The organism is Pseudomonas sichuanensis, assembly GCF_003231305.1.
Classification (GTDB): Bacteria; Pseudomonadota; Gammaproteobacteria; order Pseudomonadales; family Pseudomonadaceae; genus Aquipseudomonas; species Aquipseudomonas sichuanensis.
Genome location: NZ_QKVM01000010.1, coordinates 50,115 through 73,084 on the forward strand (window position 1 = coordinate 50,115; position 22,970 = coordinate 73,084).

Here is a 22,970-nt window from a genome sequence, read left to right on the forward strand (position 1 = left end):
TAGCCCTGTGGGAGCGGGTTCACCCGCGAAGGGCTGCAGCGCAGCCCCAATGGACCTCAAGAAGACAGGTACGAAGACCGGGTCAACCCCAGGCGCAAGGCATCCAGGAACTGGGTCCGCTCGCGCGCGCTGATCTTGGCGCTGGCGACCTTGTCGCGGTAGTGGGTCATCAACTCCTCCGGCGACAGGTGCACGTAGCGCAGCATGTCTTCGATGGTGTCGTGGGTCTCGATACCGGCGTGGTACACACTGCCATCGGCATTCTGGTAGATGTTCACCGAGTCGGTGTCACCGAACAGGTTGTGCATGTCACCCAGGATTTCCTGGTAGGCACCGACCAGGAACACGCCCAGCAGGTAGTCCTCGCCCTCCTTGACCGAATGCACCGGCATGCTGGTCTCGATGCTCTGCTCGTCGACATACTGGTTGATCTTGCCGTCGGAGTCGCAGGTCAGGTCCTGCAGCACCGCTCGGCGCAGCGGCTCTTCGTCCAGGCGATGCAGCGGGATGATCGGCAGTACCTGGCCGATGGCCCAGGTGTCCGGCAGGCTCTGGAACACCGAGAAGTTGCAGATGTACTTGTCGGCCAGCTTGTCGTTCAGCTCATCGAGCACCTGGCGGTGCGAGCGCTGGCGGGCCTTGAGCGAGTTGTGCAGGCGGCGGCAAACGGCGAAGTAGCATTGCTCGGCCAGGGCTTTCTCGGCCAGGGTCAGCTTGCCGTCAGCGTACTGCGCAGCCACGTCACCCATGTAGTGGGTGGCGCGCCAGTAGGTCTCGGTGACCATCTCGATGTCGGTCGGGCCCAGCAGGTCGGCCAGCCACTGCACGGTCTCGGGCAGGCTTTCCTTGTTCTCGATGCGCGGCACTTCGTCGTTGTGGCTCTCGACGTCGGTCACCTGGATCACCAACATGGCGTGGTGCGCGGTCAGCGAACGGCCACTCTCGGAGAAGATGTGCGGGTGCGGCAGGCCCTGCGCGTCGCAGAACTCCTTGAGCATCCCGACCACCACGCCGGCATAGTCGTCCATGTCGTAGTTGATCGAGCTGGCGTTGCGCGAGTGGGTGCCGTCATAGTCGACGCCCAGGCCACCGCCGACGTCGATGTGATCGACCGGCAGGCCCAGGGCGCGCAGTTCGCCGTAGTAGCGAATCGCTTCCTTGAAACCGTGCTGGTAGTCGGCCAGGTTGGCGATCTGCGAGCCCATGTGGAAGTGCAGCAGGCGGATGCCCTGATCCAGCTTGGCGTCACGGAAGCGCTGCACCACCGAGATCAGCTGGGCGGCGGACAGGCCGAACTTGGACTTCTCGCCACCGGTGTCGGCCCACTTGCTCGACGCCAGCGACGACAGGCGCACGCGCAGGCCAACCTGCGGCTTCACCTTGAGCTCGGCGGCCTCTTCGATCACCAGGGCGACCTCGGACTCCTTCTCGATCACGATGAACACGTTGTGGCCGAGCTTCTGGCCCATCAGCGCCAGGCGAATGAACTCGCGGTCCTTGTAACCGTTGCAGACGATGGTGCCGCCTTTCGGTGCCAACGCCAGCACCGCCAGCAGCTCGGGCTTGGAGCCGGCTTCCAGGCCAATGGAGACGTTCTGCGTGGCGATGATGTTCTCGACCACCGCCTCCTGCTGGTTGACCTTGATCGGATACAGCGCGGTGTACTGGCTCTGGTATTCCAGGCGCGCGATGTTGGCGTCGAACGCGCCGGTCAGCTGGCGCACGCGGTCCTGCAGGATGTCCGGGAAGCGCACCAGCAGCGGCAGCGACAGGCCGCTCTGGCGCAGTTCATCGACCTGCTCGAACAGGTCGATCGGGGCACTGCCCGGGCCGTTGGGGCGCACTTCGACGCGCCCGGCTTCATTGATGGCGAAATAACCCGCGCCCCAATGGCGGATGCCGTAAACACTGCGGCTGTCCGCCACGGTCCATTGGCTACCATCGTCTTTGCGTGTGCGTCGTACGGACATTCAAGTCCCCTATGGATAAGTCGAAGACACTGCCCCGCAAGGGGCGGGCGCAGTGTAGAAGCTGAAAATGACGATTCGTCCGTGCCCGCAGGTAGACCGCGCGCACAGAACCGAGTTTAGAAAGCCTTGGGCAAAAATCCCGTGACGGCCTCAGCCGCCGGACTTTTTCGCCTTGAAACCCTGCTTGGTCAGCTCGCCGAGCAACAGCTCGACGTGGTCGCCCTGGATCTCGATGACCCCGTCCTTGAGCGCGCCGCCGGTGCCGCAGCGGCGCTTGAGGGCGGTGGCGAGCTCCTTGAGCTGGTCCAGGGGCAGCGGCACACCGGTGACCGTGGTCACGGTCTTGCCGCCGCGGCCTTTGCTTTCGCGGCGTACGCGGGCGATGCCATCGCCTTCCGGGATGACCTGCTGGCTGCAGATGCAGGCGTCCACCGGCTTGCCACAGTCAGGGCAGTGCCGACCGGCATCGGTGGAGTAAACGAGACCGCCAAGGGCGGCGAAGGAAGAAGCTTTCTTGGTCACTTTTGTGCCTCTGTGCTGAGGACAAAAACTGGCCGACGGGAGCCGACCGCGAAGCCCCACTCTGGCAGGGGCGGCGCTACTGCCGCAAGGTTGTGCGGCAGCCCGAAAAGGGCGCGCAGTGTAACGATAAATCGGGCTGTTGCTAAGTACAGGATTGCGCCAATTTACGAATGTTTTGCGACCTCATCGCGGGGCAAGCCCGCTCCCACGATATGAAGTGCAATTGCGTGGGAGCGGGCTTGCCCCGCGATCGGTCAGATCAGGCTAGCCTGGTACCGCTGCAACGCCGCCAGCGAATCCGGGCAATAGGGCAGTGACGCACTTTCCAGCTCGGCCTGTTCGACCGGGATGAACCGCGCCTCGCTCACCTCTTCGGGCTGCAAGCGCAACGCCCCGTCCCACACCGCCGAAAACACCGCGCACCACAGCCGATTGCCCGGCTGGTCGAAGTAGAACCTCTCGTGGAAGCGCAGCGCAACGCCGCTTACCCCCAGCTCTTCTTCCAGCTCCCGCGCCGCCGAATCTGCATAGCTTTCCTCATGCCCGACCATGCCGCCCGCCGCCACATCCCAATACCCGGGATACAGCGCCTTGCTCAGGGTACGCCGGTGCACGCACAAGTCGCCGGCACTGTTGAACAGCAGGATGAAGGTGCAGCGCCCGATCAGGCCGCGCTCACGCAGCTCGGCCCGCGGCAAGGCGCCGAGCGGCAGGTCGTGGTCATCCACCCAGGCCACCCGTTCGGCATCGGAGGCCGCGCGGTGCGCGACCTCGGCAGGGCTGATGGCCATGTCAGCCCTGGGACAGCAGTTGGCGCAGGTCGATGACCGCGGCGTTGGCCCGGGAAATGTAGTTGGCCATTACCAGCGAGTGGTTGGCCCACATGCCGAAGCCGCTGCCGTTGAGCACCATCGGGCTCCACAGCGCTTCCTGGGACGCTTCCAGCTCACGGATGATCTGGCGCACGCTGACCGTGGCGTTCTTCTTCGCCAGCACGTCGGCAAAGTCGACCTCGATGGCGCGCAGCAGGTGCGACAGCGCCCACGCCTGGCCACGGGCCTCGTAGAACACGTTGTCGATCTGCAGCCATGGGGTTTCGACCACCTCTTCATCGACCTGAGGCGCCTGGCCCGGGGCCACCGACTCGGTCTTCAGGGTGTTGTTGAGCTTGACCCGGCCAACGCTGGCCGACAGCCGTTGCGACAGCGAACCCAGGCGGGTCGCGACGTCACCCAGCCAGTTGTTGAGGTTGTCGGCACGGGTGTAGAAGATCGCGCCCTGGTCGCCCTTGGCCAGACGGTTCTGGTAGCGGCTGAGCGACTTGATGCCCTCTTCGAACTCCGACTCGCTCGACGGCAGGATCCAGCTCTTGTTGTCGAAGTTGAAGCGCGGCTCGGCCTTGGCCAGGTCGGCGTCTTCGGTGGACTGCGACTGCGAACGGGCGAAGTCCTTGCGCAACGCACGGGACAGGTCGCGAACCTGGACCAGCACGCCATATTCCCAGCTCGGCATGTTGTCCATCCACAGCCCGGGCGGGAAACGGTCGTTGGAGATGTAGCCACCCGGCTTGTCGAGCAGGGTGCCGGCAACGGTCTTGAGGGTTTCGACGGTGGTGTAGCCGACCACCATCTGCTGGCCGTTGCGCTCGGCGGCGGCCTGGGCATTCTGCTGCACCGGGAACAGTGCCGGCTCCTCGCTCCAGTACCAACCCAGGCCCAGGCAGACCAGCAGGTACAGACCGATCAGGGTCCCCAAGGCGCGGCTCCAGAGGCCGCCAAGATAGCTACGGGTGGCCGAGCCACGGGCTTCAACCCGCTCGCGAGGCTCGGCTTTGGCCTCGCGGTTTTTCCAATCCAGCATGGCATTGTCCTTGATCAGTGGAGACGGTACAGGGCTTGGACCTCTGGTTGGCGCCAGGGTGCCACGGCAAGCCCGCGTGGCAGCACTATAAAGCAGACGCCGCCATTCGTATAAGCGACCAACGGGTCGGCAACTGAATAATCGTCCCTGAACACTTTGTTGACCCTGGGCACTCGCTAGTCGGAAAAGCGGTGCTAGCATAGAGCCATCACTGAACCTGCACCTCCTCTACTAACAAGCAGTCAGGACATGACCCAGCCAGCCGACCCGAGCCACGAGCGCCTCAAGCAGCATTTTGCCCAGCGGGTCATCCACCAGGCCCGGCAGATCCTCGAAATCTGGCAGCGCCTGCAGCGTGGTGAATGGTCGAGCGCCGGCCTGGGCGAGCTGGGCGAGGCCAACCTGCGGCTGCAGCGCTACGCCGAACGCTTCGAACAACCCGAGCACGGCAACTTGTCCACGGCCATCGGCCAGACGCTGCGCGCGATCGAAGCCAACAGCGCGCGGCTCAACTCGGAACTGATCGCCGAACTCAACCGCTTGATGCAGCGCCTGTCGCGCACCGGCCTGCGCAAGGGCGACCAGCTCGACAACGTACCGCTGCCGCCTTTGCGCAAACCGGTGTACATCGTCCTGCAGGACCACGAGCGCGCCGAGCGCCTGGCCCAGCAACTGGAGTTTTTCGGCCTGACCGTGCAGGCCCTGTTCAGCGCCAACGCCTTCCAGGCGTCGATGAGCGAGCGCCTGCCGGCGGCCATCATCATGGACGTCGACTTCACCGGCCCCGGCGTCGGCCTGCAACTGGCGGCCCAGGCCCAGCAAGGGTTGGAGCAGCACATCCCGCTGCTGTTCTTCAGCCTGCACGAAACCGATACCCCCACCCGCCTGGCCGCCGTGCGCGCCGGCGGCCAGGAATTCCTCACCGGCACCCTGGAGGCCTCCAGCCTGCTGGAAAAAGTCGAACTGCTGACCAGCGCCACCCAGTACGACCCGTTCCGCGTACTGGTGATCGACGATTCACGCGCCCAGGCCCTGCACACCGAGCGCCTGCTCAACAGCGCCGGGATAATCACCCGCACGCTCACCGAGCCGATCCGCACCATGAGCGAGCTGGCCGACTTCCAGCCCGACCTGATCATCCTCGACCTGTACATGCCCGCCTGCACTGGCCCGGAGCTGGCCAAGGTGATCCGCCACAACGACCGCTACGTCAGCGTGCCGATCATCTACCTGTCGGCCGAGGACGACCTGGACAAGCAGCTCGACGCCATGAGCGAAGGTGGCGACGACTTCCTCACCAAGCCGATCCGCTCGCGCCAGCTGATCACCACCGTGCGCAACCGCGCCGCCCGCGCCCGCCACCTCAAGGCGCGCATGGTCCGCGACAGCCTCACCGGGCTGTACAACCACACCCACATCCTGCAATTGCTCGAAGACTGCAGCTTCCGCGCCCGGCGCGAGGAGCAGCCGCTGTGCTTCGCCATGCTCGACATCGACCATTTCAAGAAGATCAACGACCGCCATGGCCACCCCATGGGCGACCGGGTGATCAAGAGCCTGGCGCTGTTCCTCAAGCAACGCCTGCGCAAGACCGACTACATCGGCCGTTATGGCGGCGAGGAATTCGCCATCGTCATGCCCAACACCGGGCTGGCTGCCGCGCACAAGGTGCTCGACGACATCCGCCGGCGCTTTGCCGAAATCCATTACCCGGCGCAGCCGCACGACCTGCAGTGCACCTTCAGCGGCGGCGTGGTGCAGCTGGACGACAGCCTCGATGCGCTGACCATGGCCAGCGCGGCGGACGAAGCGCTGTACCGGGCCAAGCATGCCGGGCGCAATTGCGTGGTGCGGGTCGATCCGTAATCCCGATACCGGCACTGTGCCACTTATTTTTGGCGCCAACGCTGCGTCGTCATCACCTCGTCATAAAACCGCAATAACTTCAGGCACCTACCTCCACTCCCCGCAGGAAGTCCGCGGCTATGCGCCTGAAGTGGCTGACCAATTTCAACACCCTGTTGCTGGTAACCGTGTGCATCGCCCTGGGCGCGACCCTGTGGTGGTCGCAACGTGCACTGGAGCGCCCCTATCAACTGATGGAGCGCTACCTGGGCCTGTCGCAGCAGTTCCAGAACGACGCCGCGCGCAACACCCAGGCCTACCTGGCCAGCGGTGACGCCCTGCGCCATGCCGCCGCCGTGGAAGCCAACAAGCAACTCCAGGCCGCCCTGGCTGAATGGCCCGAGGACTTGTCGGGCGAACTGCGCCCCAGCCTCGACAGCCTGCAGGCCTTCACCGCCAACGAACTGCTGGCCGCCGGCAAGCTGGCCGGCGACCCGCAGGCCTTGCTGTTGCAGGCCGAGCGCGAACTGGGCGCCAACCTTGAACAACTGGCAGGCTACGCCCGCGACAGCGGCAGCGCCGAGGCCAGTCGCTACCTCGCCCCGCTGATGGACGCCACCCTGCACCTGGGCCGGCTGTCGCTGGCCCGCGACAAGCTGGTCAGCAGTGGCCGTGCGGAACTGGCCGATGAAGTGCTGCGCGAACTGCAACTGATCGCCGCCCAGGCCCAGATCCTCGACGGCCTGCCGCTGCTGGGAGTGACCCGCGCCGCCGAATCCAACGCCGACGACTTCGCCGCCATGATGGGCCTGGACGCACAAACCAGCGCCCAGCAGGAAGACGTCGCGGTCGGCCTCAAGCGCGAGCTGCAAAGCCTGCTCAACCGTTACCCCGCCGAGCTGCAACGCACCCGCGAGCAGATCGAGCGGCGCGCCGCCCTCGCCGCCAGCACTGGCGAGCGTCTTGACGCCGTGCAGCAGGCCATCGCCGGGCTGGAGCCACAAGTGCGCGCCCAGCACGGCAAGATTGCGGGCGAAGTGCGTATCCTCCAGGGCCTGATGATCGGCCTGATCCTGCTCATCGCCCTGCTGATCGACACCCTGCAACGGCGCCTGGCAGGCACCCTGAGCAGCCTCGTGCCGGCCCTGTCGCGCTGGGCCGAGGGCGACTTCGCCCACACCATCGAGCTGGGCAAGACCAACCGCGAACTGCACGACATCCAGGAGTCGCTGAACCGCCTGCGCCAGTACCTGGTGGAGCTGGTGGGCACCCTGCGCCACAACGCCGAGCAGGTGGCCGGCAGCAGCCACGCCCTGGCCGGCATGAGCAGCGCCCTGCACGACGGCGCCGAACGCCAGGCCGGCGACACCGCGCAGATCCGCGATGCCCTGGGCGAGCTGGAGGCGACCATCCAGCAGGTGGCCGGGGATGCCAGCGCCGCCGCCGAGGCCAGCCACCACGCCGGGCGTGCGGTGGAACAGGGCCAGACGGTGATCGGCCAGAGCCTGTCCGGGCTGCGTTCGCTGGTCGACGAGGTGCAGGGCAACGCCCGCATGATCGAACAACTGGCCGAGGAGTCGGCCACCATCGGCGGCGTGCTCACGGTGATCCGCGCGATTGCCGAACAGACCAACCTGCTGGCCCTCAACGCCGCCATCGAAGCCGCCCGGGCCGGTGAAATGGGCCGGGGGTTTGCCGTGGTCGCCGACGAAGTGCGCTCGCTGGCCCAGCGCACCACCGGCGCCACCGGCGAGATCCAGGCACTGATCGACCGCCTGCAGCAGGCCGCCCGCGACTCGGTGGACGGCATGCGCACGCAGCTGGAGCATGCCGAGGCCACCGCCAACCAGGCGCAATCGGCCGATGGCGCGCTGGACGAAATCGTCAGCGCCATCCGCACCATTGCCGACACCGCCGTGCGGATTGCCGATGTGACCGCGCAACAGACCGGCGCGGTGAGCGAGATTCGCGGGCACAGTGAGCGGATTCACGAGCTGGGCGAGGACAACCTGCAACGTATTGGTGAAGGGCGCGAGCAGGGGGAGCAGCTGCTCAAGCTGGGTGGAGAGTTGAACACGGCGGTACGCGCGTTCAGGCTCTGAAAGCATCGCGGGGCAAGCCCGCTCCCACGAGGTGAACACCGGCCCTATGGGAGCGGGCTTGCCCCACGAGGTGAACACCGGTCCCGTGGGAGCGGGCTTGCCCCGCGATGGCCCATAGCCTCGCCAACTCCGCTATGATGCCCGCCAAGTTCCACCTCGCGAGTCCGCCATGCGCCGCCTGTTTTTCCTGCTGTTCCTGCTGCTGGCCAGCCCCGCCTTCGCCAGCGGCCTGCTCGACAACCGCCCCAGCGCCACCCTCGGCGCCGCCTCGCTGTCCAACAGCGCCGACTTCCTGCCGGTACACGAAGCCTTCAAGCTCAGCCTGATCCAGGCCGACGCGCAAAGCATCAAGCTGCGTTTCGTCGCCACCGACGGCTACTACCTGTACCGCCACCGCTTCCAGTTCCGCACCGAGCCTGCAGACATCACCCTGGGCGCACCGAACATCCCCAAGGGCGAGGCCAAGCACGACGAGTTCTTCGGCGACGTCGAGGTGTACCACGGCGTCCTGGACATCGAGCTGCCACGCACCGATCAACGCGCCTTCACCCTGCTGGTGGGCTACCAGGGCTGTGCCGACAAGGGCCTGTGCTACCCGCCGGAAACCGCGCGGCTGAGCATCGATGGTGAGGGCGGCGCGCTGCCGGCCAGCGGTGAACCGGGCTGGAACTGGAAATCCCTGGCGCTGTTCTTCCTGGCCGGCCTTGGCCTGACCTTCACCCCCTGCGTGCTGCCGATGCTGCCGATCCTGTCCGGGGTGGTGCTGCGCGGCCAGGTCGGCGGCCTGCGCGGCCTGTCGCTGTCGCTGGCGTATGTGCTGCCGATGGCGGCCAGCTTCGCCGTGCTGGGGGCACTGATGGGCCTGTTCGGCGCCGGCCTCAACCTGCAGGCACGCCTGCAGTCGGCCTGGGTGCTGGTGCCGTTCGCCGGGTTCTTCGTGCTGTTCGCCCTGGCCATGTTCGGCCTGTTCGAGCTCAAGCTGCCACAGGCACTGGGCAACCGCCTGGAGAAGGTCGCCAACCACACCCGCGGCGGCTCGCTGCTGGGCGCGGCGGTGCTGGGCGTGCTGTCGAGCCTGCTGGTTTCACCCTGTGTTTCGGCGCCGTTGGCCGGTGCGCTGCTGTACATCAGCGCCAGCGGCGACGCCGTGGGCGGCGCGCTGAAACTGTTCGCCCTGGGCCTGGGCATGGGCGCCCCGCTGCTGCTGGTGGCCACCGGCGGTGCGGCCTGGCTGCCGAAAAGCGGCCCGTGGATGAACACCGTTAAAAACGCCATTGGCGTACTGCTGCTGGGCCTGGCCATCGGCCTGCTCAGCCGCGTGCTGCCGGGGCCGCTGACCCTGCTACTGGTCGGCCTGCTGGCCGCTGGCGTGGCGCTGTTCCTGGGCGCCCTGGAGTTCGTGGTCAAGTCACCGCGCCAACGCCTGGCGCAACTGCTCGGCCTGGTACTGCTGGTGTACGCACTGGCCTGCTGGTACGGCGCCCTGAGCGGCCAGGGCGACCCGCTGCGCCCGCTGCCGGCACCGGTCGCGGCCACGGCCCCAACCCAGGCCAAGGCCGATGCCTGGCAGACCCTCAGCACCCCGGCCGCCCTCGACGCGGCCCTGGCCGAGGCCAAGGCCGCAGGCCAACCGGTGCTGCTCGACTGGTACGCCGACTGGTGCATCAGCTGCAAGGTGATCGAGCACGAAGTGCTCAACGCCGAGCCTGTGGTCAAACAATTGGGCGCGTTCCGCCTGCTGCGCTTCGACATCACCCAGAGCAACGCCGAACAGCGCGCCCTGCTCGACCGCTACCGCCTGTTCGGCCCGCCCGCGCTGATGTTTTTTGCGGCGAACGGCAGCGAAATAACCACTGATCGGGTGATTGGCGAGATAAACGCCGGCGATTTTGCGCAGGTTTTGGCGCGCGTGCGCGACCAACTCGGTCTATAACTTCCCGCGACCGGTGAAAAAACCGGTAACAAGTGACCAGAGTTAATCATCTGGTCACATACTTTGCGCGAATCTCGGTCATCGTGCTGGCTATTGCCGGGAACTGGACACTCATCGCTGCTTGCGGCATAGTCGCCGCGCTATGTCGAATTGCCCTACAAAACCAAGGAATCGCAGATGGCAACCCTACTGGTGCTGCACGGCCCCAACCTGAACCTGCTCGGCACCCGCGAACCGGGCCACTATGGCGCAGCCACGCTGGCGCAGATCAATCAGGACCTGGAGCAGCGCGCCCGCGCCGCCGGCCACCATCTGCAATACCTGCAGAGCAATGCCGAATATGAATTGATCGACCGAATCCACGCCGCGCGCAACGAAGGCGTGGACTTCATCCTGATCAATCCGGCCGCTTTCACCCACACCAGCGTCGCATTACGTGACGCATTGCTCGCGGTGAGCATCCCATTCATCGAAGTGCACTTGTCCAACGTGCACAAACGCGAGCCGTTCCGTCATCACTCCTACTTCTCCGATGTTGCCGTAGGGGTGATCTGCGGCCTGGGCGCCACCGGTTACCGGCTGGCCCTGGAGTCTGCGCTGGAACACCTGGCTGCCAACGCACAGCCCTGATGACACAAGGCCTTGGCCCACCGGCCAAGGCTCAGAAGAAACGTTTTCGACACGTTTTCAAATTAAGTCCCCGACCGAACCTTGGGAGTTGCTGATTAATGGATATCCGTAAAGTCAAAAAGCTGATCGAACTGCTGGAAGAGTCCGGTATCGACGAACTGGAGATCAAGGAAGGCGAAGAGTCCGTTCGCATCAGCCGTAACAGCAAGACCCCGGCCGCTCAACAGTACTACGCACCTGCTCCGGTAGCCGCGCCAGTCGCCGCCCCGGTTGCCGCTGCTGCCCCGGCTGCCGAAGCCGCCGCTGCCGCCCCGGCCCTGAAAGGCACCGTGGTGCGCTCGCCGATGGTCGGCACCTTCTACCGCAAGCCTTCGCCGACCTCGCCGAACTACGCCGAAGTGGGCCAGACCGTGAAGAAGGGCGACACCCTGTGCATCGTCGAAGCCATGAAGATGATGAACCACATCGAATCCGAAATCGGCGGTGTGATCGACGCCATCCTGGTAGAAGACGGTCAGCCGGTTGAATACGACCAGCCGCTGTTCACCATCGTTTGAACCGCGGAGAGCCAACGATGTCTGGGAAGCTCGAAAAAGTCCTGATCGCCAACCGCGGGGAAATTGCCCTGCGGATCCTGCGTGCCTGCAAAGAGCTGGGCATCAAGACCGTCGCCGTCTACTCCAAGGCCGACGTTGAACTGATGCACCTGGGCCTGGCGGACGAGACGGTCTGCATCGGCCCTGCGCCGTCCAAGGAATCCTACCTGCACATCCCGGCGATCATCGCCGCTGCTGAAGTGACAGGCGCCACTGCCATCCACCCGGGTTACGGCTTCCTCGCGGAAAACGCCGATTTCGCCGAGCAGGTGGAAAACTCCGGCTACATCTTCATCGGCCCGAAAGCCGACACCATCCGCCTGATGGGCGACAAGGTGTCGGCCAAGGACGCCATGATCAAGTCGGGCGTGCCGACCGTTCCGGGCTCCGACGGCCCGCTGCCGGAAGACGAAGAAACCGCGCTGGCAATCGCCCGCGAGGTGGGTTACCCGGTGATCATCAAGGCCGCCGGTGGCGGTGGTGGTCGCGGCATGCGCGTGGTGCACAAGGAAGAAGACCTGATCGAATCGGCCAAGCTGACCCGCACCGAAGCCGGTGCTGCGTTCGGCAACCCGATGGTCTACCTGGAGAAGTTCCTGACCAACCCACGTCACGTGGAAGTGCAGGTACTGTCCGACGGCCAGGGCAACGCCGTGCACCTGGGCGACCGTGACTGCTCGCTGCAGCGCCGTCACCAGAAGGTTCTCGAAGAAGCGCCGGCCCCGGGCATCGACGAGAAGGCCCGCCAGGAAGTGTTCAAGCGTTGCGTCGACGCGTGCATCGAGATCGGCTACCGCGGTGCCGGTACCTTCGAGTTCCTGTACGAGAACGGCCGCTTCTACTTCATCGAGATGAACACCCGCGTCCAGGTCGAGCACCCGGTTTCGGAAATGGTCACCGGCATCGACATCGTCAAGGAGATGCTGAGCATCGCCGCTGGCAACAAGCTGTCGTTCCGCCAGGAAGACGTGGTGATCCGCGGTCACTCGCTGGAGTGCCGGATCAACGCCGAAGACCCGAAGAAGTTCATCCCGAGCCCAGGCAAGGTCAAGCACTTCCACGCCCCGGGTGGCAACGGCGTTCGCGTCGACTCGCACCTGTACAGCGGTTATTCGGTTCCGCCGAACTACGACTCGCTGATCGGCAAGCTGATCACCTACGGCAAGGACCGCGACGAAGCCATGGCGCGCATGCGCAATGCCCTGGACGAGATCGTCGTCGACGGCATCAAGACCAACATCCCGCTGCACCGCGACCTGGTGCGTGATGAAGGTTTCTGCAAAGGCGGCGTCAACATCCACTACCTCGAGCACAAACTGGCCAACCAGGAGTGATCGCGTTAGCGAGATGAAAGAACCCCGGCCCAGTGCCGGGGTTTTTTATGGCCCGAGAAAACCCGGGGCCGCTGCGCGCCCCAATCGCCGGCAAGCCGGCTCCCACAGAAGATCGCATGACCCTGTGGGAGCTGGCTTGCCAGCGATAGGCCGCACAAGGCACCTATGCCTGGACGTGAACGGCCAGGCGACTACGACCGGCTGCTTCTGCCAGGCCAGCAGTTGCGCGGGTACCTGCTGCCTGACGCTGACCAAGGACGTATCCGCGGTATCTATTGCTATGCCCCACTCGCCACCTCACTCCCTTTTAGCGCCCGCCTGACGTAAACTGGCGCCCTTTCGCGCAGCCTCGGGCTGCCCCTGTCGATTTACCAAAGGTGCCCGCCATGCCCTGGCTGCAAGTACGCCTGGCCATCAGCCCGGAACAAGCCGAAACCTACGAAGACGCCCTGCTGGAAGTGGGGGCTGTATCGGTGACCTTCATGGACGCCGAAGACCAGCCGATCTTCGAACCGGACCTCAACACCACCCCGCTGTGGTCGCACACCCACCTGCTGGCGCTGTTCGAGGCTGACACCCAGCCCGACGCGGTATTCGCCCATCTGAGCCTGCTGACCGGCGCCGCACTGCCCGAGCACCAGGCCGAGGTGATCGAGGACCAGGATTGGGAACGCAGCTGGATGGACGGTTTCCAGCCCATGCGCTTCGGCCAGCGCCTGTGGATCGTGCCGAGCTGGCACGAGGCGCCGGAAAAGGACGCGGTCAACCTGCTGCTCGACCCGGGCCTGGCGTTCGGCACCGGCACCCACCCGACCACTGCCCTGTGCCTGGAATGGCTCGACGGCCAACAGCTGCAAGGCACCCAGGTGCTGGACTTCGGCTGCGGCTCGGGCATCCTCGCCATCGCCGCGCTGCTGCTCGGCGCCCGTGAAGCGGTCGGCACCGACATCGACGTGCAGGCGCTGGAAGCCTCGCGCGACAATGCCCAGCGCAATGGCATCGCCGACGACAGGTTCCCCCTGTACCTGCCCGAACACATGCCGGCCATGCAGGCCGACGTGCTGGTCGCCAACATCCTGGCCGGCCCCCTGGTGGCGCTGGCGCCGCAACTGTCCGGTCTGGTACGCCCCGGCGGCCTGCTGGCACTGTCGGGCATCCTTGCCGAACAGGGCGAGGAAGTGGCCGCGGCCTACGCCGCCGACTTCGACCTGGACCCGATCGTCGTGCGCGATGGCTGGGTACGGATCAGTGGTCGTCGCCGCTAAGCGCGCCTAGACTCAACACCTGCACAGCCCCCCCGGATCGCCGCATGACCGACAGTTTCGTCACCCAGTGCCCACATTGCCAGACCAGCTTTCGCGTCACCCATCACCAGTTGAGCGTGGCGCGGGGCGTGGTGCGCTGCGGCAACTGCCTGCAGGTGTTCAACGCCGCCAAGCAGTTGCTGGAGCAGAATCGCGCGGCGACGGGGCAGCCAGCCGCCCCGGCCGCCGAGCCTGAGCAGGCGCCCGAGCCGGTCGTGGCACAGGCTGCGGCGCCGGCCATCGAGCCGGTGCCGCCGGTCAAGCAAGACTGGGCCAGCACCGCCGAGGCGCTGGAAGACTTCGACCTCGATCAGGAGCTGGCTCGCCTGGAACGGCGCAGCCCCGGCGACCGGCGGGCCGCCTCGCCAGCGCCCACCTTGCATGCCAGCCGTGACGAGCACGGCGTCGACGAACACAGCGACGAGCCATTCGGCACCGCCACCGACGACCCTGTCGAGCCCGTGGCGCAGCACTCCGAGGCGCCGGTACTGGTCGAACAGGAGCCGCTGGACCTGGAGCCGGCTGCCGACGAGCGCACCGAACCGACCCTGGGCAGCGCCGAGCTCGACCTGGACGACGAACCGGCCGTCAGCCGCCCGCCACTCGATGATGAGCTCGACACGCCGGTCGAGCGCTTGTCCAGCCGCGACGAGCCGCTCCCCGAGCCAGGCCTGTCGGCACGGGACGACGACCTGCGCAGCGAACGCCTGTCGGCCCGCGATGCAGACGAACTGGACGAACAGCCCGGCGAGCGTGTGGAGCCGAGCCTGGCGCTCAAACCCGAGCGCGCGCGCAAGGAACCGCTGGTCGATGTAGTCGACGACCCCTTGCAACTGGGCTGGGAAAAACCCGCGCCGAACTGGGGCAAGCGCCTGTTGTGGGGGCTGCTGACGCTGCTGGCGGCCGGTTTGCTGGCATTCCAGTACATCTGGTACCACTTCGACGAAATGGCTCGCCAGGACCAGTACCGCCCGTGGTTCCAGCAGCTGTGCCCGATGGTCGGCTGCCAGGTGCCGACCCGCGTCGACATCTCGCGGATCAAGAGCAGCAACCTGGTGGTGCGCAGCCACCCTGACTTCAAAGGCGCGCTGATCGTCGATGCGATCATCTACAACCGCGCCCCCTTCGCCCAGCCTTTCCCGCTGCTGGAGCTGCGTTTCGCCGACCTCAATGGCCAGCTGATCGCCAGCCGGCGCTTCAAGCCCAGCGAGTATCTGTCGGGGGAGCTGGCAGGCCGTGGCGAGATGCCCAGCCAGACGCCGATCCACATCGCCCTGGACATCCTCGACCCGGGGCCCAAGGCGGTGAACTACAGCCTGAGCTTCCGCTCGCCGGAGTGATCCGGCCCTGCCCGGCGCCGGGTCACCGGCGCCAACCGGCTGTCCCAAACCCCTGGGCATAACGCCGCAACTGTTCAGATTTTATCCAGATTCATCTTTATCCGGTCATCGAGAGCGGGTATTATGCCCACCCTTTTTCGACTCCAATGATTCGGCCCCACAACAGGGAACACCTATGTCGGCGGTACGCATCGGCCCATACACACTGCACAACAACCTGATCCTTGCGCCAATGGCCGGGGTCACGGACCAACCTTTCCGTACGCTGTGCAAGCGCCTGGGGGCGGGCATGGTGGTGTCGGAAATGGTATCCAGCGACATGAGCCTGTGGAACAGCCGCAAGTCGAGCCTGCGCCGCATCCACGAAGGCGATCCCGAGCCGCGCTCGGTACAGATCGCCGGCGGTGATGCGCAGATGATGGCAGCCGCTGCACGGGCCAACGTCGAAGCCGGCGCCCAGATCATCGACATCAACATGGGTTGCCCGGCGAAAAAAGTCTGCAACAAGGCCGCCGGCTCTGCTTTATTGAGAGACGAAGCGCTGGTCAGCGAGATCCTCCACGCCGTGGTCGGCGCTGTCGAGGTGCCGGTGACCCTGAAGATCCGCACCGGCTGGGACCGGGCGAACAAGAACGGCCTGAACGTGGCGAAGATCGCCGAACAGGCCGGCATCCAGGCGCTGGCGGTGCATGGCCGCACACGCGCCGACCTGTACACCGGTGACGCCGAGTACGACACCATCGCCGCGATCAAGCAGGCGGTGTCGATCCCGGTATTCGCCAACGGCGACATCACCTCGCCGGAAAAGGCCCGGGCGGTGCTGGACGCCACCGGGGTCGACGGCCTGCTGATCGGCCGTGCCGCCCAGGGGCGGCCGTGGATTTTCCGCGAGATCGAGCATTACCTGCGCACTGGCGAGCACCTGCCCGCCCCTGCGCTGGATGAAGTGGAACGCATTCTGCTGGAACACCTGGCCGCGTTGCATGCCTTCTACGGCGATGTGATGGGCGTGCGGATCGCCCGCAAGCACGTTGGCTGGTACCTGGCAACCCGACCTGGCGGCAAGGAGTTCCGCAGCCAGTTCAACGCTTTGCAAGACACACAAGCGCAGTGCGCCAACGTTCAGGCTTATTTCGCCGAACGTCGACAGAGCCTTGGGACAGAGGACGAACAAGGGGTGGCCGCATGACGATGATGACCGAGACATTAGTGAGTGGAACAACGCCCGTGAGCGATAACGCCAACCTCAAGCAGCACCTGAACACGCCGAGCGAGGAGGGCCAGACCCTGCGCGACAGCGTCGAGAAGGCGCTGCACAACTACTTCGCCCACCTGGAAGGCGCTACCGTCACGGACGTGTACAACCTGGTGCTCTCCGAAGTCGAGGCGCCCCTGCTCGAAAGCGTGATGAACTACGTCAAGGGCAACCAGACCAAGGCCAGCGAGATGCTCGGGCTCAACCGAGGCACGCTGCGCAAGAAACTCAAGCAGTACGATCTGTTGTAAGGCCAGAACCCCAACCAAAAAGGCGCTCGTAACGAGGCGCCTTTTTTGCTGACTCCACCGCGTTATGGAATCTGAAATGACCGACCAGACTACCCGCCTGCCGATCCGCCGCGCTTTGATCAGCGTCTCCGACAAGACCGGGATCCTCGAATTCGCCCGTGAGCTGCAACAGCTCGGTGTCGAGATCCTGTCCACCGGCGGCACCTACAAGCTGCTCAAGGACAACGGCGTCAACGCGGTGGAAGTGGCCGACTACACCGGCTTCGCCGAAATGATGGACGGCCGGGTCAAGACCCTGCATCCGAAGATCCACGGCGGCATCCTCGGCCGTCGCGGCACCGACGACGCCATCATGAACGAGCACGGCATCAAGCCGATCGACCTGGTCGCGGTCAACCTGTACCCGTTCGAAGCCACCATCAGCAAGCCGGGTTGCGACCTGCCGACCGCCATCGAGAACATCGACATCGGCGGCCCGACCATGGTCCGTTCGGCAGCCAAGAACCACAAAGACGTGGCCATCGTGGTCAACGCCAGCGACTACGCCGGTATCGTCGAAGGCCTGAAGGCCGGCGGCCTGACCTACGCCCAGCGTTTCGACCTGATGCTCAAGGCGTTCGAGCACACCGCCGCCTACGACGGCATGATCGCCAACTACATGGGCAGCATCGACCAGACCCAGGACACCCTGTCCACCGAAGGCCGCAGCGAGTTCCCGCGCACCTTCAACAGCCAGTTCGTCAAGGCCCAGGAAATGCGCTACGGCGAGAACCCGCACCAGAGCGCGGCGTTCTACGTTGAAGCGAAGAAAGGCGAAGCCAGCATCTCCAGCGCCATCCAGCTGCAAGGCAAGGAGCTGTCGTTCAACAACGTGGCCGACACCGACGCCGCGCTGGAATGCGTGAAGAGCTTCGTCAAGCCGGCCTGCGTCATCGTCAAGCACGCCAACCCGTGCGGCGTCGCAGTGGTGCCGGAAAACGAAGGCGGCATCCGCAAGGCCTACGACCTGGCCTACGCCACCGACACCGAATCGGCCTTCGGCGGCATCATCGCCTTCAACCGCGAGCTGGATGGCGAAACGGCGCAAGCCATCGTCGACCGCCAGTTCGTCGAAGTGATCATCGCCCCGAAAATCTCCCAGGCCGCCCGCGACGTCGTGGCCGCCAAGCAGAACGTACGCCTGCTGGAGTGCGGCGAGTGGCCAGCCGAGCGTGCCGCCGGTTGGGACTTCAAGCGCGTCAACGGTGGCCTGCTGGTGCAGAGCCGCGATATCGGCATGATCACTGCCGATGACCTGAAGATCGTCACCAAGCGCGCGCCGACCGAACAGGAAGTCCACGACCTGGTGTTTGCCTGGAAAGTGGCCAAGTTCGTCAAGTCCAACGCCATCGTCTACGCCAAGCAGCGCCAGACCATCGGTGTTGGCGCCGGCCAGATGAGCCGCGTCAACTCGGCGCGTATCGCTGCCATCAAGGCCGAACATGCCGGCCTGCAGGTACAGGGTGCGGTCATGGCCTCGGATGCGTTCTTCCCGTTCCGTGACGGCATCGACAACGCGGCTAAAGTGGGTATCAGCGCGGTTATCCAGCCGGGTGGCTCGATGCGCGATGCCGAAGTCATCGCCGCTGCCGACGAAGCTGGTATCGCGATGGTATTCACCGGCATGCGCCACTTCCGCCATTAATCAGATGCCTGGCTGACCCCATCCCCTGTGGGAGCGGGTTTACCCGCGAATGCGATGCTGGGTTCACCGCCGTATTCGCGGGTGAACCCGCTCCCACAGGCCGGGGGGGTCGCCGACAAACAGAGGTTTTGACATGAAAGTTTTGATCATCGGCAGCGGCGGCCGTGAGCACGCCCTGGCCTGGAAAGTCGCCCAGGACCCACGGGTCGAGAAAGTCTTCGTGGCGCCAGGCAACGCCGGCACCGCCACCGAAGCCAAGTGCGAAAACGTCGCCATCGACGTGACCGCCCTGGAGCAACTGGCCGACTTCGCCGAAAAGAACGTCGACCTGACCATCGTCGGCCCCGAGGCGCCGCTGGTCATCGGCGTGGTCGACCTGTTCCGCAGCCGCGGCCTGGACTGCTTCGGCCCGACCAAGGGCGCTGCCCAGCTGGAAGGCTCCAAGGCCTTCACCAAGGACTTCCTGGCCCGCCACAAGATCCCGACCGCCGACTACCAGAACTTCACCGAGATCGAGCCGGCCCTGGCTTATCTGCGTGAAAAAGGCGCACCGATCGTGATCAAGGCCGACGGCCTGGCCGCCGGTAAAGGCGTGATCGTCGCCATGACCCTGCAGGAAGCCGAAGACGCCGTGCGCGACATGCTCGCCGGCAATGCCTTCGGTGAAGCCGGCTCGCGCGTGGTGATCGAAGAGTTCCTCGACGGCGAGGAAGCCAGCTTCATCGTCATGGTCGACGGCCACAACGTGCTGCCGATGGCCACCAGCCAGGACCACAAGCGTGTCGGCGACCAGGACACCGGCCCGAACACCGGTGGCATGGGCGCTTATTCCCCGGCCCCGGTGGTCACCGCCGACGTGCACCAGCGCGTGATGGACCAGGTGATCTGGCCGACCGTGCGCGGCATGGCCGAAGAAGGCAACGTCTACACCGGCTTCCTCTACGCGGGCCTGATGATCGACAAGGCGGGCAACCCCAAGGTCATCGAATTCAACTGCCGCTTCGGCGACCCGGAAACCCAGCCAGTCATGCTGCGCCTGGAGTCGAGCCTGGTGCTGCTGATCGAAGCCGCCTTCGCCAAGGCCCTGGACAAAGTCGAAGCGCAGTGGGACCCGCGCCCGAGCCTGGGCGTGGTGCTGGCTGCCGGTGGCTACCCGGGTGACTACGCCAAGGGCGCTGCGATCAGCGGCCTGGACGCTGCCGCCAAGCTCGAAGGCAAGGTGTTCCATGCCGGTACCGCGCTCAAGGATGGCCAGGTGGTCACCGCCGGTGGCCGCGTGCTCTGCGCCACCGCCATGGGCGATACCGTCGAGGCCGCCCAGCAACAGGCCTACCGCCTGACCAAGGAGGTCAAGTGGGAAGGCAGCTTCTACCGCAGCGACATCGGCTACCGGGCCATTGCCCGCGAGCGCGGTGAACACCAGCAGTAATGCTCAAGCCCAGGGCCGTCGCGCACGGCCCTCGGCTCGTCGGCAGGGCCCTGCGGGGCCTTGCCTTCGCCTTGGCGCGCCGCGCATAGTTGCTATCCGGCACATTAGCTAAGAAGGGATTTCGTCGTGCGTCGGCTTCGGATTGCCACAGCCCTGATCATCAGCCTGCTGACCCTGTTCTGCCTGCTCCCGGCTGCGGCCGAAGACGCCGGCGGCTGGTCGGTGCTGCTCGACGAACAGGCCAATCTGCAGCTTTCCGACGTGCGCTCCGAGCGTTACCGCAACCAGTTCAGCCCCCTGCCGCTGGACGAACTGGACGCCGCCCTCCCCGACCAGGCCCTGTGGCTGCACTACCGCCTGGAACCTGGCGAGCAGGAGCAGTTGCTGCGCATCTTCGCCCCCGACCTGTCACGCATCGACCTCTACGCCCTCGAAGGCGGCAAGCTGCTGCGCCAGCTGCACCACGGGCGCCAGGGCGAGACCAGCACGCTGTCGGTCAATGGCAGCGACCACGTGTTGCCACTGCCACGCAGCAGCCAGGCGGTGGATGTATACCTGCGGCTGGTGTCGGAACACCAGTTGCGCCCGGCCATCAGCCTGGAACCTGCCGCCGAGGCCGCCGCCGACCAGCGCCAGCCGCTGCTGTTCGGCCTGTTGTTCGGCGGCCTGGTGATGCTGATCCTGCACAACCTGATCCGCTTCGCTTACACCCGCTCCAGCACCACCCTGCTGCTGGCGCTCTACCACGCCCTGATGCTGCTCAGCGCACTCATCCTGCTCAACCTCAGCGGCCCCTGGTGGCACCTGTGGTACAGCGCCCAGACCCCAGCCGCCTACCTGACCCTGGTGCTGGCCGGGCTTTCCGGGCTCTACTTCACCCTGCATTTCTTCGCGCCCTGCAGCTCGGCACGGGTGAACCGCCTGCTGCACGCAGAGATGCTGGTGGCCGCTGTCAGTGGCCTGGTGCTGCTGTTCGTCGACACCCTGCCGTTGAACCTGATGACCTACGCCCTGATGGCCCTGGGCAGCCTGAGCATGCTGCTGGTCAGCAGCTATCACTGGTACAAGGGCTACGGGCCGGCGCGGCTGTTTGCCCTGGCCATGCTGGTGTACAACATCGGCGGCCTGGTGCTGCTGCCGGCACTGCTCGGCCTCACGCGTACCTCCACACCCTGGCTGCTGTGCATCCTGATGGTGCTGACGGTGGTCAGCGGCCTGTTGCTCAACCTGGCCGTCAGCGAGCGCCTGCGGCGCATCAGCGAAGAGCGCTTCCGCGCCAGCCGTGCCCTGGCCGCCAGCGACGCCGAGATCAACGCCAAGGCCGAGTTCCTGGCCAAGATCAGCCACGAGATCCGCACCCCCATGAACGGCGTGCTGGGCATGACCGAGCTGCTGCTGGGCACGCCACTGTCGGTCAAGCAGCGCGACTACGTGCAGACCATCCACAGCGCCGGCAACGAACTGCTCACGCTGATCAACGAAATCCTCGACATCTCCAAGCTCGAATCGCGGCAGATCGAACTGGACGACGTGCAGTTCGACCTCAACGCCTTGATCGAAGACTGCCTGAACATCTTCCGGGCCAAGGCCGAGCAGCAGAACATCGAGCTGATCAGTTTCACCCAGCCACAGGTGCCACGGGTGGTCAGCGGCGACCCGACCCGCCTGCGCCAGGCCCTGTCGAGCCTGCTCGACAATGCCCTGAAGAACACCGAACAGGGCGAGATCCTGCTGGTGGTGGCCCTCGACCAGCGCGGCGACACCCCGCGCCTGCGCATTGCCGTGCAGGACAGCGGCGCCCCCATGGCGCCGGCCGAGCGCGACGCCCTGCTGCAGGCAGAACTGCACAGCCGCCACTTCCTCTCCAGCAACAAGCTCGGCGGCCACCTCGGGCTGGTGATCGCCAAGCAATTGATCGGCCTGATGCAGGGTGAGTTCGGCATCAAGACCAGCACCAGCATGGGCAACACCCTGTGGCTGACGTTGCCGCTGGACCCGCACCGCCTGGAGCAACCGCCGACCGACCTCGACAGCCCGCTGCGCGACGCGCGGGTGCTGGTGGTCGACGACAACGACACCTGCCGCAAGGTCCTGGTGCAGCAATGCAGCGCCTGGGGCATGAACGTCAGCGCCGTGCCTTCCGGCAAGGAGGCGCTGGCCCTGCTGCGCACCAAGGCGCACCTGCGCGACTATTTCGACGTGGTGCTGCTCGACCAGAACATGCCCGGCATGACCGGCATGCAGCTGGCGGCGAAGATCAAGGAAGACCCAAGCCTGAACCACGACATCCTGGTGGTCATGCTCACCGGCATCAGCAACGCGCCGAGCAAGGTCATCGCCCGCAATGCCGGGGTCAAGCGCATCCTGGCCAAGCCCGTGGCCGGCTACACGCTCAAGACCACCCTGGCCGAAGAGCTGGCCCTGCGCGGCCGCGAACTGGCCGCGCCGCCAATGCCACCGGGCATCCAGCAGCCCCTGGACCTGCCGCACGACTTCCGCGTCCTGGTGGCCGAGGACAACAGCATCTCGACCAAGGTCATCCGCGGCATGCTTGGCAAGCTCAACCTCGAACCGGACACCGCCAGCAACGGTGAAGAGGCCCTGCAGGCGATGAAAGCCAAGCGCTACGACCTGGTGCTGATGGACTGCGAAATGCCGGTGCTCGACGGTTTCTCCGCCACGCAACTGCTGCGTGCCTGGGAAACCGCCAACCAGCGCCCGCGCACCCCGGTGGTGGCGCTGACCGCGCACATCCTCGCCGAACACAAGGAGCGCGCACGCCTGGCCGGCATGGACGGGCACATGGCCAAGCCGGTGGAGCTGTCGCAGTTGCGTGAGCTGATCCAGTTCTGGGCGGGGCAGCGCCAGGTGGTCACCGCGCCTCTCGAGTGATGCGGCAGGCCCTATCGCCGGCA

General features: G+C 65.6%; 17 protein-coding genes. 13 read left to right on the top strand and 4 right to left on the bottom strand.

All coding sequences use genetic code 11. From position 1 onward, the window contains the following. Positions 1-56: 56 nt before the first annotated feature. The 4 genes from speA to DM373_RS07500 all read right to left on the bottom strand — a co-directional run bounded on the left by speA (position 57) and on the right by DM373_RS07500 (position 4,352). Complete coding sequence (gene speA / locus DM373_RS07485) at positions 57-1,970, bottom strand: arginine decarboxylase (RefSeq protein ID WP_110992930.1); 1,914 nt, start codon at positions 1,968-1,970, stop codon at positions 57-59. 150 nt (positions 1,971-2,120) lie between these two features. After that, the gene (locus tag DM373_RS07490; protein ID WP_110992931.1) at positions 2,121-2,492 is read right to left on the bottom strand and encodes a translation initiation factor Sui1; all 372 of its coding nucleotides are present in this window, start codon (positions 2,490-2,492) and stop codon (positions 2,121-2,123) included. A gap of 254 nt (positions 2,493-2,746) precedes the next feature. Further along, on the bottom strand, positions 2,747-3,283 hold the full coding sequence (locus DM373_RS07495) for an NUDIX hydrolase (RefSeq protein ID WP_110992932.1): 537 nt from the start codon (positions 3,281-3,283) through the stop codon (positions 2,747-2,749). Position 3,284: 1 nt separating this feature from the next. Then, positions 3,285-4,352, bottom strand: coding sequence for a DUF2333 family protein (locus DM373_RS07500; protein WP_110992933.1), 1,068 nt, complete (start codon positions 4,350-4,352; stop codon positions 3,285-3,287). A gap of 249 nt (positions 4,353-4,601) precedes the next feature. Between DM373_RS07500 and DM373_RS07505 the strand changes: the two genes are divergently transcribed. The 13 genes from DM373_RS07505 to DM373_RS07565 all read left to right on the top strand — a co-directional run bounded on the left by DM373_RS07505 (position 4,602) and on the right by DM373_RS07565 (position 22,947). Next, a complete protein-coding gene (locus DM373_RS07505; RefSeq protein ID WP_110992934.1) occupies positions 4,602-6,218 on the top strand; it encodes a response regulator in 1,617 nt (538 codons plus the stop codon). 119 nt (positions 6,219-6,337) lie between these two features. After that, positions 6,338-8,299 carry a methyl-accepting chemotaxis protein gene (locus DM373_RS29910; protein ID WP_110992935.1) on the top strand — a complete coding sequence of 654 codons (1,962 nt, stop codon included), beginning with the start codon at positions 6,338-6,340 and terminating at the stop codon, positions 8,297-8,299. Positions 8,300-8,468: 169 nt separating this feature from the next. Further along, positions 8,469-10,232: a protein-disulfide reductase DsbD gene (locus DM373_RS07515; RefSeq protein ID WP_110992936.1), complete on the top strand. Its 1,764-nt coding sequence runs from the start codon at positions 8,469-8,471 to the stop codon at positions 10,230-10,232. 177 nt (positions 10,233-10,409) lie between these two features. Beyond that, complete coding sequence (gene aroQ, locus DM373_RS07520) at positions 10,410-10,862, top strand: type II 3-dehydroquinate dehydratase (protein ID WP_011535870.1); 453 nt, start codon at positions 10,410-10,412, stop codon at positions 10,860-10,862. A gap of 98 nt (positions 10,863-10,960) precedes the next feature. After that, positions 10,961-11,419, top strand: coding sequence for an acetyl-CoA carboxylase biotin carboxyl carrier protein (gene accB / locus DM373_RS07525; RefSeq protein WP_110992937.1), 459 nt, complete (start codon positions 10,961-10,963; stop codon positions 11,417-11,419). A gap of 17 nt (positions 11,420-11,436) precedes the next feature. Further along, entirely contained in the window at positions 11,437-12,792 is a 1,356-nt protein-coding gene (gene accC, locus DM373_RS07530; RefSeq protein ID WP_110992938.1) for an acetyl-CoA carboxylase biotin carboxylase subunit, read from the top strand. A 386-nt stretch (positions 12,793-13,178) separates the two neighbouring features. Further along, complete coding sequence (gene prmA, locus DM373_RS07535; RefSeq protein ID WP_110992939.1) at positions 13,179-14,057, top strand: 50S ribosomal protein L11 methyltransferase; 879 nt, start codon at positions 13,179-13,181, stop codon at positions 14,055-14,057. A gap of 44 nt (positions 14,058-14,101) precedes the next feature. Next, positions 14,102-15,436, top strand: coding sequence for a DUF3426 domain-containing protein (locus DM373_RS07540; RefSeq protein ID WP_110992940.1), 1,335 nt, complete (start codon positions 14,102-14,104; stop codon positions 15,434-15,436). A gap of 175 nt (positions 15,437-15,611) precedes the next feature. Continuing rightward, complete coding sequence (gene dusB, locus DM373_RS07545) at positions 15,612-16,625, top strand: tRNA dihydrouridine synthase DusB (RefSeq protein WP_110992941.1); 1,014 nt, start codon at positions 15,612-15,614, stop codon at positions 16,623-16,625. Then, positions 16,622-16,942: a DNA-binding transcriptional regulator Fis gene (gene fis, locus DM373_RS07550; RefSeq protein WP_008093076.1), complete on the top strand. Its 321-nt coding sequence runs from the start codon at positions 16,622-16,624 to the stop codon at positions 16,940-16,942. The genes dusB and fis overlap by 4 nt, the downstream gene beginning before the upstream one ends. Before the next feature lie 76 nt (positions 16,943-17,018). Then, entirely contained in the window at positions 17,019-18,626 is a 1,608-nt protein-coding gene (gene purH / locus DM373_RS07555; protein ID WP_110992942.1) for a bifunctional phosphoribosylaminoimidazolecarboxamide formyltransferase/IMP cyclohydrolase, read from the top strand. A gap of 133 nt (positions 18,627-18,759) precedes the next feature. Further along, positions 18,760-20,055, top strand: a complete 1,296-nt coding sequence (purD, locus tag DM373_RS07560; RefSeq protein WP_110992943.1) for a phosphoribosylamine--glycine ligase — start codon at positions 18,760-18,762, stop codon at positions 20,053-20,055. Between the two features lie 126 nt (positions 20,056-20,181). After that, positions 20,182-22,947: a hybrid sensor histidine kinase/response regulator gene (locus tag DM373_RS07565; protein WP_110992944.1), complete on the top strand. Its 2,766-nt coding sequence runs from the start codon at positions 20,182-20,184 to the stop codon at positions 22,945-22,947. The last annotated feature ends 23 nt before the right edge of the window (positions 22,948-22,970 follow it).

Bases quoted from the DNA above. Each gene is read 5' to 3' on its own strand.
- speA (WP_110992930.1), bottom strand. From the start codon at position 1,970: ATGTCCGTACGACGCACACGCAAAGACGATGGTAGCCAATGGACCGTG.
- DM373_RS07495 (WP_110992932.1), bottom strand. From the start codon at position 3,283: ATGGCCATCAGCCCTGCCGAGGTCGCGCACCGCGCGGCCTCCGATGCC.
- DM373_RS07500 (WP_110992933.1), bottom strand. From the start codon at position 4,352: ATGCTGGATTGGAAAAACCGCGAGGCCAAAGCCGAGCCTCGCGAGCGG.
- DM373_RS07505 (WP_110992934.1), top strand. From the start codon at position 4,602: ATGACCCAGCCAGCCGACCCGAGCCACGAGCGCCTCAAGCAGCATTTT.
- DM373_RS29910 (WP_110992935.1), top strand. From the start codon at position 6,338: ATGCGCCTGAAGTGGCTGACCAATTTCAACACCCTGTTGCTGGTAACC.
- DM373_RS07515 (WP_110992936.1), top strand. From the start codon at position 8,469: ATGCGCCGCCTGTTTTTCCTGCTGTTCCTGCTGCTGGCCAGCCCCGCC.
- aroQ (WP_011535870.1), top strand. From the start codon at position 10,410: ATGGCAACCCTACTGGTGCTGCACGGCCCCAACCTGAACCTGCTCGGC.
- accB (WP_110992937.1), top strand. From the start codon at position 10,961: ATGGATATCCGTAAAGTCAAAAAGCTGATCGAACTGCTGGAAGAGTCC.
- accC (WP_110992938.1), top strand. From the start codon at position 11,437: ATGTCTGGGAAGCTCGAAAAAGTCCTGATCGCCAACCGCGGGGAAATT.
- prmA (WP_110992939.1), top strand. From the start codon at position 13,179: ATGCCCTGGCTGCAAGTACGCCTGGCCATCAGCCCGGAACAAGCCGAA.
- DM373_RS07540 (WP_110992940.1), top strand. From the start codon at position 14,102: ATGACCGACAGTTTCGTCACCCAGTGCCCACATTGCCAGACCAGCTTT.
- dusB (WP_110992941.1), top strand. From the start codon at position 15,612: ATGTCGGCGGTACGCATCGGCCCATACACACTGCACAACAACCTGATC.
- fis (WP_008093076.1), top strand. From the start codon at position 16,622: ATGACGATGATGACCGAGACATTAGTGAGTGGAACAACGCCCGTGAGC.
- purH (WP_110992942.1), top strand. From the start codon at position 17,019: ATGACCGACCAGACTACCCGCCTGCCGATCCGCCGCGCTTTGATCAGC.
- purD (WP_110992943.1), top strand. From the start codon at position 18,760: ATGAAAGTTTTGATCATCGGCAGCGGCGGCCGTGAGCACGCCCTGGCC.